Here is a 12,482-nt window from a genome sequence, read left to right as displayed (position 1 = left end):
TCTGTTTTATAGGGTTTCATTAGGAAAACTTAAGTTATACATGCCCCATAGTCTTAATATGATACGATTATGAAACATGTATAATTTAAGTAGATCTTTATAAATCTTTTTTTAAGTAGATATTCATAGAAATAGTAAGTGAAAGTGACCAAATGACAAGTAGTACTAATAGAATCATCAGCTTTAATACATTCTCTGATAAAGTGCTTAGATAATTGATAATATCTACACCAATATTATTGCCTAGTAAGTTAAATATGGCAGTTGGAATAAATATGGCGCCTAGCATAAGGAACATGCTGATATATCTGGATTTTAGATAGCCTAATTTGAAGTATATAGGGAAATATATTGAACTTAAAAATATAATACTAGCAAAGCAACCTAGGACATCTTCAAAAGTCATCAATCTATTAAGTGTACTAAAGCCTGAGTATTTAACTAATGCAGTAAATATAAATGAAATAGATATACTAATCAATAGGTACACAATTATAGATAAATACTTAGCATATACTATATCTCGTCTGTTGATTGGAAGACTATTTAACATTAGGTCAGAACTGCTTTTATCATCATATGCGCAGGCATAGCTAATAAAAAGATAAGCTATAACTGATGGAACCGCAATAAAAATTCCGTTTGGAGCAGAACCTCTTGAGAATATAAAGCTGAAAATGAAACCATATAGTATAGCAATATAGATAGACTTTTTTTGTATTAATAAATCTTTAAATACTAGATTAATCATCTTTTATCACTCCTTATAGAATAAACCATTATATCTTCTAGAGAAGCTCTTTCAATAAGCACTTTATCACCAAAGACTTTTGTTATTTGAGCGGAGTTATTGGTTAAGGCTTCAAATCCAAAAGAATTTTCTCTTATATTTATAAAATAGTTACTGTTATCCTTGTGTAATAATGACTTATCGCCTTTTACAATTTTATAAGATTCCAATATTTCGTCTTTTTCTTTAGAAAATATTATTCTTCCATTGTTTATGAAGGTAATATAATCAGCTATTTTTTCTAAGTCTGTAGTTATGTGTGTGGAGAAAAATATAGCTTTATTTTCATCTTGAATTACAGAATGTAAGATGTCTAGCATTTCACTTCTGAATACGGGATCTAATCCTGAAGTAGGTTCATCCATTATTATAAGCTCAGCATTATGAGAGAGCGCTATGGCAAGGGAATATTTCATTTTCATTCCTTTAGAAAGAGCTTTTATTTTTTTATCTTTAGGTATAGAAAATTCAGCCAGATACTTATTAAAGCTATTATTATCCCAGGATTTATAGAAGCGACACAGTATATTCTTCATCTCTTCTGTAGTTAATTCTTCATAAAAGTGGTTTTCATCATAAACAAACCCTATTTTTTCTTTTACGGTTCTTTCGTGAGATATGTTATCTAAACCAAATATCTTTATAATTCCAGAATCCTTTCTTAGAAGGTTCATTATAAGTTTTATAGTTGTACTTTTCCCAGCTCCATTAGGACCGATAAAACCCATTATATATCCACGCTCAAGTGTAAGATTTAAATCAGTTAGTGAAAAGTCCTTATAGGATTTTGAAAGGTTTGATATTTCTAAAATATTATTCATATAAATCCTCCAAAGTGTTATTTATTGCTGTCATATAAAATTTGCAGCATATCTTTTAAATCATCTAAAGATAAATTTAGTAAATTAGCTTCTTCTAATACTTCAATTAGTTTATCTTCAATAAGTTTTAAATGCTTTTCTTTCATTAATTCTTTGTTTTTTCTGGATACGTATGAACCTTTGCTAGGAATGGTTTCAATAAATCCATCACCTTCAAGTTCTTCATAAGCTCTTTTTGTTGTTATTACGCTAATCTTTAATTCTTGGGCTAGACTTCTGATGGAGGGAAGAGCATCTCCTTCAGATAGCTCACCTGTGAATATAAGATTTTTTATTTGTGTAGATATCTGTTCATAAATTGGTTCTCCAGATGTGTTTGAGATAATTATCCTCATATAATAAGCTCCTTTGCAAAGAGTGAGTGTATATATACTGTATATAGACAGTATATACAGTAAGAAACAGTTAGTCAATTAGTATTTTAGAATTTATATGAAATAACTAGCATATTCTTTTATTAAAACAATTTAAAATAACTAAAATTAATGATAAAAATGTAGAATAACGTTAAAATATTTTTATTATTATTAAAAATTCCCTAGATTAATATACAATAAATGCTATAATTTATTTAAGTAAATTAACTATTACTATGAAATAATACATTTATTATATAGAGAGAATGGGAGGATTATTATGAGTTTAAACTGGAGTTTAAAAGAAATTTACAGTTCTTTTGAGGGAGAGGATTTTCTAAATGACTTGTCAACAGTTGATAAGTTTTCTAAGGCATATGAAGAAATGGCTGAGAGGATATGTGCTTCTCATTATGATGAAAAAAATAAATTAGAAGAGTTTATAAATACATCTATAGAACTTGATAACTTGATAAGAAGACTATTTTCTTTTATAAACCTTACATTAAGTGTAGACACAAAAAATAAAGAAGGCTTAAAGTATTCTGATATTTTTCAAAATAAGGTAAGTGGATTTGCAGAGCCAGAGGCTAAGATAAAGAAGTGGATAGGCGAGATTGAGGATATAGATAAATTAATAGATGCTTCAGGTCTTTTATCTGAACATAAATTTTTCCTAACAGAGATTGCTGAAGGAAGCAAGTATATTTTAAGTGATAAAGAAGAAGCCTTGATTGCTAAGCTTCGTAATACTGGTTCTAACTCATGGTCAAAGCTTAGAGATCTTTTAACTTCCACAGTTTTAGTGGATATAGATATAGATGGAGAAAAGAAGGCACTGCCTCTTACTGTTGTTAGAAACATGGCAAATGATAAAGATCCTAAGGTTAGAAAAGCTGCATATGAGGCAGAATTAGCTTCTTATAAAAAGATAGAAGATGGAGTGGCAGCAGCGCTAAATGGAATAAAAGGAGAAGTTATTACAGTAGCTAAGCTAAGGGGATATGAGTCTCCGCTTGAAGAAAATCTAATAAAATCAAGAATGGATAAAGAATCTTTGGAAGCAATGCTTACTGCTATGAAAGAAAGTTTACCTTCTTTTAGAAAGTATCTAAGAAAGAAAGCTGAGCTTTTAGGCTATAAAAATGGCTTGCCATTTTATGAACTTTTTGCACCTATGGGAGATGTAAATATGGAGTTTCCATATGAAAAAGGGCAAAAGTTTGTTGAAGATAACTTCAGAACTTTTAGCGATAAGCTTGCAGACTTTGCTAAAATGGCTTTTGATAGAAATTGGATCGATGTTATGCCAAAGGAAGGTAAGGTTGGAGGAGCGTTCTGTTCAGGACTTCATTTTATAAAAGAAAGCAGATTCTTATTAAATTATGGAGGAGCTTTTAGCGATGTAGTTACTTTAGCTCACGAGCTTGGTCACGGATACCATGATTATTGTGTAAGAGATAAAAGCCCGTTAAACTCTGACTATCCTATGCCTATAGCGGAAACAGCATCTACCTTCTGTGAAACTATAATAAAGAAGGCTGCTGTAAAAACTGCAACAAAAGAGGAAGCCTTCTCAATATTGGAAACAGAGATTGGAGACTGTACTCAAGTAATTGTTGATATATATTCAAGATTTTTATTTGAGAGTGAGTTATTTAGAAGAAGAGAAGAAAGTGCTTTAAGTGCTGAAGATCTAAAGGAAATAATGCTACAAGCTCAAAAAGACTCTTACGGCGATGGATTAGATCCAGAATATCTACATCCTTATATGTGGGCATGCAAACCACACTATTATGATGCTTCATATAATTTCTACAACTTCCCTTATGCCTTTGGACTACTATTTGCCAAAGGACTTTATGCTGAATATTTGAAGAGAGGCGAAAAGTTCGTAGAAGCCTATGACAATCTGCTTGCAGTAACAGGAGACAGGAGTATAGCTGATGTTACTAAGGTTATGGGAATAGATATACATTCAGTAGACTTCTGGAGAAGCTCACTAAAGATAGTTGAAGAGGACATAGAAAAGTTTATAGAACTTAGCGAAGAAAGATAATATAAGGAGGTATAGCAGTGTGATAATCAATGCACACTACTATACCTCTATTTTATATAGTTATTTCTATTCTATTTTCCTCTGCATCTAGTATGCAACTTTCATAATATCCATCTCCGGTGGTTCTTGGACCGCTTATAAGAGTGTAGCCATCCTTAACTAATCTGTTAGTGAGTTCATCTACTTTTTCTTTGCTGCCTACTGAGAATGCTATATGAGCATAACCGAAGCACTCATAACTTTTGGAAACATTTATTGAGAGTATGGTTGGTTTCTCCATTATTTCTAACTTAGTTCCATCATCAAAGGATAGAAAATAAGAGCTGAATCTTGTTTTCTCGTTATAATACTTCTCGTTATAGGTTGCATTAAAGTATTTTACATAAAAGTCTTTTGCCCTTTCTAAGTCTCTAGTCCATAATGCTAAGTGTGCTATTCTCATTGAATCAACCTTTCTTTTAATTTATTCAAGCTATATTTTAAATATTTTAACTCTGTGTTTTATAACACCTTTGGTATATAGTAATATGTTTCATATTGAATTCTTTAACAATATTGTATCATATACTTAGCTTACATATACCAATATAATTTTACGCTTGTTAAATTATATTATTGAAATTAAGTGCTCAGTCGTCAGATAGATTGATGTTATCTAATCTAAAAGTTATTTAAAATTGACAAGTAATGCTTTTGACTTCCATTGATAAAGTCTTTTTGGAAGTAGAAGAAGCTTTTATGTAGCAAATTGGATTTATGATTATATATATGATAAACTGTACTTGTAAAAAGCAATTATTAAATATGTAAGATGTACAAGTACATTTACTTTGAATATTAAACAAAAGTTAATTGATATAAATTGATATTAATTTATATATGGAGGTTGTTTGATGATAAAATTAATCGCAACAGATATGGATGGAACATTACTTAATAGCAAGGGGGAACTTCCAGAAGGTTTTTTTGATACTTTAGATGAGTTAGCAGATAAAGGAGTATTATTTGTAGCTGCTAGTGGAAGACAATACTATACTTTGGAAAATAATTTTAAAAAAGCTAAGGACAAGATGTTATTTGCAGCGGAGAATGGTTCCTTTGTGGTTCATAATGGCGAAGAGTTATTTTCAAAGACTTTATCTAGAGATATTGCAATGGAGATAGTGAAGGATGTAAGGGAGATAGATCACTGCCATGTTGTTGTTTGTGGAAAGAAGTGTGCTTATATAGAGTCTGAAAATACTTTATTCAATAAGGAAGTAGAAAAATATTATCATAAGATGATGAAGTTGGATGATTTAGAGTCTGTTGAAGATGATATTTTAAAAATAGCAGTATATGATTTTAAAGGCTCAGCAGAAAATTCCTATAAGATACTCAATGAAAAGTGGGGAAAAGAACTTCAACTAGCAGTTTCAGGTCAAAATTGGCTAGACTTAGGAAGAAAAGATGTTAATAAAGGAGTTGCTATCAATTTCCTTCAGGAGAAGTTTAATATAACCCATGAAGAAACAATGGTATTTGGAGATTATTTCAATGATGTTCAAATGCTTCAAAATGCTTATCATAGTTATGTTATGATTAATGCTCCAGAAGAATTAAAAAAGTATGGAAGATTCATAGCTAAAAGTAATGATGACAATGGTGTAATTGATGTGATTGAAAGAGAAGTTCTCAAAAAAGATGCTTAGATTATACTTCTATATAAGGTACAATAAAAGACTTATAATAAGTCCTTTATTGTACCTTTATTAATTCTCTGGATTATTAATATGAAAATTTAATTATAGAAAAAGTAATAGTTTATCAAATTTAGACATAGAAAAAGTGAAACTTACAATAACCTAAAATTCTAAGCAATAATAGGTAAATTGAAGTTATGTGGTAATAATTACATATTAATAAAATTTTAAAATAGTATCTATTACTTGTAAAAAATAGCAATATTATAGTAATATTATAACAACAATCTCAAATTTAGTATGATAATTATGAAAAAATTATATTTGGATCAGTAATTATTATGGGCAAGGGGTAGAAGAGAGCTATACTACCTGATGAGATTATTTAGGAAATATAACTAGAGTTAAAGGGTAAAAAAGGACTTTGAATTTATATATGCTTAGGGGAGGATTATATGATAAAGTATAGGAGTTGTTTAGAGGTAAGTATTGATGATGTATTCAAAGCATTTGAAGATGGATTTTCGGACTATATTATCAAATTTAATATAACTAAGTGTGAATTTGAGAAAAAGTTCTTCGGAGCAGAAGGAAATTCAAAGGAAGATTCTTTTGTTGTATATGATGGCACAAAACCTATTGGCCTTATGTTAGGAGGAATAAAGGATTACGAAGGGGTAAAAACCTTAAGATGTGGTGGGTTAGCTATACATCCGGAGTATAGAGGAGGCTGGATAAGTAAAAGGTTGTTCCAACTTCACCAAGAAACTGCTCAGAATAAAGGCTGCAGTCAACTGTTCTTAGAAGTGATAGTTGGAAATGAAAGAGCTATAGCTTTTTATGAAAAGATGGGTTACTGTAAAGTGTATGATATATCTTACTACTCTAATGACAATTTAGGGAACTTAAAAAGGTATCATAATAAAAAAATAGCTTTAAAGAGTATATCAGCAGAGCAGTATAAGGATGTCTGTAGTAGATATGATGGTCATATGAATTGGCAAAATAGTTTTGAATCCGTAAGTCTATCTGAAGATTACTGTTATTATGGAGCTTTTTTTGAAGGCAAACTAATAGGTGGAATGAGTATAAATCAATCAGGTAAGTTAGGTTTTATCTATGTAGATAAGGAATTCAGGTATAAAGGAGTAGGATCTTCTATGACTACTTATGCTGTAAAAGAATTGGCTTTAAATATGATTACAACTAACTTTGCCAATAATAGCAGTGCTTTCGGTTTTTTAGCTAAGAATGGTTTTAAGAAAGTTGCCTTATCACAATACGAGATGTACAAGGTTTTATAGAGTTCCTAACTCAACTATTAATTAAGTTTCGATATAGGAACTTAATTAATAGTTGAAGCTTTAAGATATTATGTATAATATATAAATTAAGGGATGAGGAGGGATATTTATGGTACCATTGATAAAAGCATTTATGAAAGCAGTAAATGACATACATGATGCTATTATACAAAGTGCTCAGCAATCAGGATACAGCTTTACAGACAAGCAACTTCACTTCATAATAATAGGTATAGCTGGAATGCTTATTTTTGCAGTGACTCAAATAGCATTTAGGAAGCTTGCCAAGTATAGTATAACAGCTATATCCTTTATATACACATTTACAGTACTTTTGGTTATAGTGTTTGGTATAGAGATAGAGCAAAAGATAACAAAACGTGGGAATATGGAGTTTGCAGATATAGTAGCAGGTGTATGGGGCTTTTTGTATATATTTATAATTTACGTAATAATAAGAATAGTATCATATCTCATAAAGCAACATTCAAAAAAAGGTAAAGCAAAACAAAAGCTAAAGTCTTGACTATGTAATAGACGAATACTATAATTTAGGTGACAATTTAATAAGTTCTTATAGGTGCTTCTATTGATATACACTAGAAGGTAAAAGGGAAAAAGGTGAAAGACCTTTGCAGCCCCCGTTACTGTGATGATGACAAAATCTGCATTAGATCCACTGAGTTTATGCTTTACTGTTTCGCTAGTTCTAGCTTTAAAAGCTTTCATAAAAAGCATTTTATAGCATAGTTTTAGGGAATGAGAGTTTTTTTGCATAACTTGGGAAGGAGCAGAAAGTAGGATGATTCAAAGCCAGAAAACCTGCCATAAGAAAAGTTAATTTTCCGGGGTGGAAAAATTACTAAGATATAAGCTATTTTACGGTGTACTCTTTAACATAATGGAGTTATCTGTTTTATGGAAATGCGTTGCTCTAAGCTAAAAGAAACCTTAGAGGAATATTTTTATATAACAATTGTTTATACATACAGTAATTATAGTGTTTATTGTAAGAGGGCCTCCTTAGGGAGGTCCTCTAATTTTTTACTGTTTAGGAGGTTATAAGACCTTTTCTTAGATGGAACTAGCATTATTAAGGCTTAGGGTTAACAGAAGAATAAATCTTATTCGCCTGCCAGATTTTCTTCATAATATATTCGGAAAGGCAGATGCGCAAGAAAGCATATAGTTAAAAGTTAATGCCTATTATTAAATATTATTGGGGGATAGAGGCAAGATGAAAGAATTATACTTTATGGAAAATATAAAACCACTATATACAGATAAAATGCTTGAAGCAAAAAGAAGAGCAGATAACTTAGTAAAGCCTGTAGGAAGTCTTGGAAAGCTTGAAGATATGGCTATAAGATTAGCTGGAATAACTGGAGCCTTGAACAATTATGTAGATAAGAAGGCTATTGTCATAATGTGTTCAGACAATGGTGTTTGCGAAGAAGGGGTAGCATCTGCTCCACAGATAGTTACTGCAACTCAAACAATTAATTTTCTAAAGGGGATAACCGGAGTTGGAGTTCTAGCAAGACACAATAGTTGCGATCTAAAGGTTGTAGACATAGGTATAAAGGAGGATATAACTCATAAATCCTTAATAAACTGTAAGATAAGGAAAGGTACCTCAAACATAGCTAAAGGCGAAGCTATGACTAGAGAAGAAGCGGTTAAAGCAATTAAGATTGGTTTTGATTTAGTTTATAAGCTTAAGAAGGAAGGCTATAAGCTTATAGGAACTGGAGAGATGGGCATCGGCAATACTACTTCTAGTTCCTCAGTACTTATGTCCTTGACTGGATGCTCTATAGATAAAGCTGTTGGTAGAGGTGCTGGGCTTACAGATGAGGGGATGAAAAAGAAGTTTTTGGTTATTAATCAGATTCTAGAGGTTAATAAACCTAAGGCTGAGGACCCTATAGAAGTACTTCATAAAGTTGGAGGCTTTGATATAGCTGGCCTTGTAGGGGTATATTTAGGAGCAGCAAGTTGCAGGCTTCCTGTGGTGATAGATGGTTTTATTTCTGCCATTGCAGCTCTTTTGGCTTATAGGATAGAGCCTTTATCCAAAGAGTTTATGTTTCCTTCTCATATATCCTTAGAAAAAGGTTATAGCTTGATTATGGAGCAGTTAGGGTTAGAACCTATTTTAGATTTAGGTATGAGACTAGGTGAAGGATCTGGATGCCCTATAGCCTTTAACATAATAGAGGCAGCTACAAGGGTAATGAATGAAATGGCTACCTTTGAGGAAGGTAATGTGGATTTAGAAAATTATAAAGGATTATGGGAGAATAAATCATGATTACATTAGTAACTGGAGGCGCAAGAAGTGGCAAGTCTTCCTTTGGGGAGTCGCTGCTAAAGGATCTTCGTAAAGTTTTGTATATAGCAACCTCAATACCCTTTGATGAAGAGATGAAGGAACGGGTAAAAAAACATAAGAATCAAAGACCTGATTATTGGGATACCTTAGAAGCTTATAAGAACTTTAAAGGTGAATTTAGTAATATAATTTATCAAGAGTATGATGGAATAATCGTAGATTGTATAACTATAATGATTTCGAATATATTACTAGAGAGTTTTAACGAAGATAAAGAAAATGACTATGGATTGCTTGAAGATAATATAATGTGCCAAGTTGATGAGCTTATAAAGGTACTTAAAAATACAGGATGCAAGGTTGTTATAGTTACTAATGAAGTAGGAAGCGGCATAGTTCCAGAAAATAAGTTGTCTAGAGAGTTCAGAGACATAGCAGGAAGAGTAAATCAAAGAATAGCAAAAGCAGCGGATGAGGTTTATTTGGTGGTTTCGGGTTTACCTGTAAGGATTAAGGGGGAATAAATTGAAAAAGCTTATTTTGATCATACAGTTTATGACTAGGATACCAATAAACTTGAGTTTAGAAGTAAAAAGAGAAGATTTTGCTGATGCAGTAAGGTATTTTCCAATTGTAGGTGTTATAGTAGGTGCTTTAGATATGCTTATATATCTTGGAACCAGCACTTTTTTTCATGGAGTACTTCCAAGTGTTTTTACTATATTATCTCATATTATAATAACTGGAGGCCTTCATCTAGATGGCGTAAGCGACACGGCAGATGGCATTTTTTCCGGAAGAAATAAGGAAAGAGTACTGGAGATAATGAAGGATAGTAGAGTAGGAACCTTCGGAGTTTTAGCATTAATAATTATCATACTCCTAAGATTTTCAGCACTACAAGATATGCCAAATATAAACATCTATACCGCCCTTCTAGTATCTCCAGTTATAAGTAGATCTCTTGCTACACTTCTTATGTACAAAAGAAGGTATGCAAGAGAAAAGGAAGGATTGGGAGACTTATTCATAGGAAAGATTTCTAAAACAACCTTATTTTTAGCTTTGTTTATAGGAATAGGTGTAACTCTTTTAGCTGCTAGGCTTAATGGCCTAATAGTTATAATTGTAGGAGTAATCTTTACACTGATTTTTAGAACCTACATTGAAAAAAGACTAGATGGAGTGACAGGAGATATTTTGGGGGCAAGTATTGAGTTAAATGAAGTTATTGCTTTAATAGTTTTCAATTTGCTTAGGTAAAGCAGAAGTTTATAAATATAAAGCTTTATAGGAGATAAAAAACTAGGCTATATTAAGCAGGGAACTTTATCAGAGCCACAAATTAAAGCCACTGATATGAGTTACTTAATAGAGAAGTATTTACTTTGATGGGAGATTTATTAATGAAGTTAATTTTTATAAGACATGGGGAAACTGAGGCAAATAATAAAGGAATATATCAAGGAACTTGTGACTATCCATTAAGTAATAACGGAATTATACAAAATATAAACTTAAAGAGTAAACTTGGACAAATGAATATTAACAAAGTTTATTATTCGTCTCTAAAAAGGGCAAAGGTTACTGCAGACATGGTTTTCGATTTTTCTAAGGAAGATATAAAATTCTTAGAGGAACCAGCCTTTAATGAGATTGATTTTGGTAAATGGGAAGGAAAAGATTACAGATATATAGATTTAAATTACCACGATGAATTTCAGAATTTTATTAAAGATTATAGAACTTTTATGTTCCCTGAAGGAGAAAGCTTCAAAGCCTTTTATTCTAGAGTGAGCTTAGGAATTGAGAAAATCATAAGTGAGTCAAAAGGAGAAGAAATTGTAGCTGTGGTTGCACATGGCGGAACTATAAGAGCTGCTATTTGCTATCTTTTATCTCTAGGACATGAAGCTTTTTATAAGTTTAATATCAATCATGGCTGTTACACACTTTTTACTATATATGATGAGAGTGCAGTTTTAGAAGTGTTGAACGGCTAGAAAAGGAATATGAGTCAAAAATTAACTGTAGAAGTTCGCTCCAGCGACTTTGTACTGTAAATGAAAGAATAAAACTTTTTGCTAGCTAAAGTTAGTGATTTAATTGGTTCATAGCAGCTATTTAGGATAAACAATAAGAATAAAGGAGGAAGAGAAGTTGAAATATATAAGAAGGATTACGATAATATTTGTTTCATTAGTGATTACTTTATCATTAGGTGCTTGTCAAAAGCAAGAACCTAAAAAGGAACAGGTTAAAGGAATAAAGATTACAGACTCCTATAATAGAGAGGTTGTATTAGATAAGCTTCCGCAAAGAGTTGTGACTTTATCACCAGGAGCTACAGAAACTATATTTGCATTAAAGAAAGAAAATGTATTAGTTGGTAGATCAGACTATGATGATTATCCAGAAGCTGTTTCTAAGGTAGAAAAGGTTGGGGGCTTGGAAAATCCTAATATAGAAAAAATAACAGAGCTTAAACCTGATTTAGTTATAGCAGGGGCTCACTTTTCAAAGGAGGTTCTTAAGAAACTTGAGGACTTAGGAATTAAGGTAGCTGTGCTTTATGGAGAAGACAGTTTTGATGGAGCTTATAAGAACATTCTAGATACTTCAGAAGTACTTGGGGTAAAAGAAGATGGTCAAAAGATAGTAGATGGAATGAAAAAGAAGGTAACTCAAGTAGAAGATAAGCTTAAGAGTGCTAAAAAAGTTAAGCTTTACTATGTTGTAGACTTTGGAAAAGAGGATTATACTGCAGGTGGAGATACCTTTGTTGGCCAGCTTATAGAAAAGGCTGGAGGAGATAATATAGCTAAGGATGTGAAGGGGTGGAATTATAGTTTCGAAAAGATAGTTGAAAATAACCCTGACATGATAATAGTATCAGATAAATATGATGCTAAAAAAAGATTTATCCAAGCAGATAGATATAAAGATCTTTCAGCAGTTAAAGCTAATAAAGTTTTTGAAATAGATGATAACATGCTGGTTAGGCAAGGGCCAAGACAGGCAGATGGATTAGAGGCACTAGCTAAGATACTTCATCCAGAAGCTTTTTAAGAGGTA

Annotated in this window: 13 protein-coding genes and 1 riboswitch; of the genes, 9 read left to right on the top strand and 4 right to left on the bottom strand. The window is 31.6% G+C overall.

Annotated elements, in window-relative coordinates:
• Nucleotides 1-97: 97 nt before the first annotated feature.
• The 3 genes from C1I91_RS26150 to C1I91_RS26140 are packed head-to-tail and all read right to left on the bottom strand — an operon-like array spanning nucleotide 98 to nucleotide 2,006.
• Nucleotides 98-751, bottom strand: coding sequence for an ABC-2 transporter permease (locus C1I91_RS26150; RefSeq protein WP_128215556.1), 654 nt, complete (start codon nucleotides 749-751; stop codon nucleotides 98-100).
• A complete protein-coding gene (locus tag C1I91_RS26145; RefSeq protein WP_128215555.1) occupies nucleotides 748-1,611 on the bottom strand; it encodes an ABC transporter ATP-binding protein in 864 nt (287 codons plus the stop codon). The genes C1I91_RS26150 and C1I91_RS26145 overlap by 4 nt, the downstream gene beginning before the upstream one ends.
• Before the next feature lie 17 nt (nucleotides 1,612-1,628).
• Complete coding sequence (locus tag C1I91_RS26140; protein WP_128215554.1) at nucleotides 1,629-2,006, bottom strand: GntR family transcriptional regulator; 378 nt, start codon at nucleotides 2,004-2,006, stop codon at nucleotides 1,629-1,631.
• 301 nt (nucleotides 2,007-2,307) lie between these two features.
• Here C1I91_RS26140 and C1I91_RS26135 point away from each other — a divergent pair, with 301 nt between their 5' ends.
• Nucleotides 2,308-4,086 carry a M3 family oligoendopeptidase gene (locus C1I91_RS26135; protein ID WP_128215553.1) on the top strand — a complete coding sequence of 593 codons (1,779 nt, stop codon included), beginning with the start codon at nucleotides 2,308-2,310 and terminating at the stop codon, nucleotides 4,084-4,086.
• 52 nt (nucleotides 4,087-4,138) lie between these two features.
• Here C1I91_RS26135 and C1I91_RS26130 read toward each other — a convergent pair whose 3' ends face one another.
• Nucleotides 4,139-4,528, bottom strand: a complete 390-nt coding sequence (locus tag C1I91_RS26130; protein ID WP_128215552.1) for a VOC family protein — start codon at nucleotides 4,526-4,528, stop codon at nucleotides 4,139-4,141.
• 451 nt (nucleotides 4,529-4,979) lie between these two features.
• Here C1I91_RS26130 and C1I91_RS26125 point away from each other — a divergent pair, with 451 nt between their 5' ends.
• From C1I91_RS26125 to C1I91_RS26090, 8 genes are all read left to right on the top strand, one after another.
• Nucleotides 4,980-5,777 (top strand): Cof-type HAD-IIB family hydrolase, encoded by a 798-nt coding sequence (locus C1I91_RS26125; RefSeq protein ID WP_128215551.1) that lies wholly within the window; start codon nucleotides 4,980-4,982, stop codon nucleotides 5,775-5,777.
• Nucleotides 5,778-6,223: 446 nt separating this feature from the next.
• Nucleotides 6,224-7,072 (top strand): GNAT family N-acetyltransferase, encoded by an 849-nt coding sequence (locus C1I91_RS26120; RefSeq protein ID WP_128215550.1) that lies wholly within the window; start codon nucleotides 6,224-6,226, stop codon nucleotides 7,070-7,072.
• 109 nt (nucleotides 7,073-7,181) lie between these two features.
• The gene (locus C1I91_RS26115) at nucleotides 7,182-7,598 is read left to right on the top strand and encodes a hypothetical protein (RefSeq protein WP_128215549.1); all 417 of its coding nucleotides are present in this window, start codon (nucleotides 7,182-7,184) and stop codon (nucleotides 7,596-7,598) included.
• A 34-nt stretch (nucleotides 7,599-7,632) separates the two neighbouring features.
• Nucleotides 7,633-7,916, top strand: a riboswitch (cobalamin riboswitch).
• Between the two features lie 393 nt (nucleotides 7,917-8,309).
• Nucleotides 8,310-9,386, top strand: a complete 1,077-nt coding sequence (cobT, locus tag C1I91_RS26110) for a nicotinate-nucleotide--dimethylbenzimidazole phosphoribosyltransferase (protein WP_128215548.1) — start codon at nucleotides 8,310-8,312, stop codon at nucleotides 9,384-9,386.
• Complete coding sequence (gene cobU, locus C1I91_RS26105; protein ID WP_128215547.1) at nucleotides 9,383-9,931, top strand: bifunctional adenosylcobinamide kinase/adenosylcobinamide-phosphate guanylyltransferase; 549 nt, start codon at nucleotides 9,383-9,385, stop codon at nucleotides 9,929-9,931. Before cobT ends, cobU begins: the two co-directional genes overlap by 4 nt.
• Nucleotide 9,932: 1 nt before the next feature.
• Nucleotides 9,933-10,670 (top strand): adenosylcobinamide-GDP ribazoletransferase, encoded by a 738-nt coding sequence (cobS, locus tag C1I91_RS26100; protein ID WP_128215546.1) that lies wholly within the window; start codon nucleotides 9,933-9,935, stop codon nucleotides 10,668-10,670.
• 143 nt (nucleotides 10,671-10,813) lie between these two features.
• Complete coding sequence (locus C1I91_RS26095; RefSeq protein WP_164880666.1) at nucleotides 10,814-11,410, top strand: histidine phosphatase family protein; 597 nt, start codon at nucleotides 10,814-10,816, stop codon at nucleotides 11,408-11,410.
• A gap of 184 nt (nucleotides 11,411-11,594) precedes the next feature.
• The gene (locus C1I91_RS26090; RefSeq protein ID WP_420808489.1) at nucleotides 11,595-12,476 is read left to right on the top strand and encodes an ABC transporter substrate-binding protein; all 882 of its coding nucleotides are present in this window, start codon (nucleotides 11,595-11,597) and stop codon (nucleotides 12,474-12,476) included.
• Nucleotides 12,477-12,482 lie beyond the last annotated feature (6 nt).

The organism is Clostridium manihotivorum, assembly GCF_004015185.1.
Classification (GTDB): Bacteria; Bacillota; Clostridia; order Clostridiales; family Clostridiaceae; genus Clostridium_AR; species Clostridium_AR manihotivorum.
The sequence above is the reverse complement of the archived record's forward strand: the minus strand, read 5'-3'. Positions and strand labels throughout refer to the sequence as shown.

What these genes read in the sequence shown, in the direction of transcription:
- C1I91_RS26150 (WP_128215556.1), bottom strand. Translation starts at nt 751, where the DNA reads ATGATTAATCTAGTATTTAAAGATTTATTAATACAAAAAAAGTCTATC.
- C1I91_RS26145 (WP_128215555.1), bottom strand. Translation starts at nt 1,611, where the DNA reads ATGAATAATATTTTAGAAATATCAAACCTTTCAAAATCCTATAAGGAC.
- C1I91_RS26140 (WP_128215554.1), bottom strand. Translation starts at nt 2,006, where the DNA reads ATGAGGATAATTATCTCAAACACATCTGGAGAACCAATTTATGAACAG.
- C1I91_RS26135 (WP_128215553.1), top strand. Translation starts at nt 2,308, where the DNA reads ATGAGTTTAAACTGGAGTTTAAAAGAAATTTACAGTTCTTTTGAGGGA.
- C1I91_RS26130 (WP_128215552.1), bottom strand. Translation starts at nt 4,528, where the DNA reads ATGAGAATAGCACACTTAGCATTATGGACTAGAGACTTAGAAAGGGCA.
- C1I91_RS26125 (WP_128215551.1), top strand. Translation starts at nt 4,980, where the DNA reads ATGATAAAATTAATCGCAACAGATATGGATGGAACATTACTTAATAGC.
- C1I91_RS26120 (WP_128215550.1), top strand. Translation starts at nt 6,224, where the DNA reads ATGATAAAGTATAGGAGTTGTTTAGAGGTAAGTATTGATGATGTATTC.
- C1I91_RS26115 (WP_128215549.1), top strand. Translation starts at nt 7,182, where the DNA reads ATGGTACCATTGATAAAAGCATTTATGAAAGCAGTAAATGACATACAT.
- cobT (WP_128215548.1), top strand. Translation starts at nt 8,310, where the DNA reads ATGAAAGAATTATACTTTATGGAAAATATAAAACCACTATATACAGAT.
- cobU (WP_128215547.1), top strand. Translation starts at nt 9,383, where the DNA reads ATGATTACATTAGTAACTGGAGGCGCAAGAAGTGGCAAGTCTTCCTTT.
- C1I91_RS26095 (WP_164880666.1), top strand. Translation starts at nt 10,814, where the DNA reads ATGAAGTTAATTTTTATAAGACATGGGGAAACTGAGGCAAATAATAAA.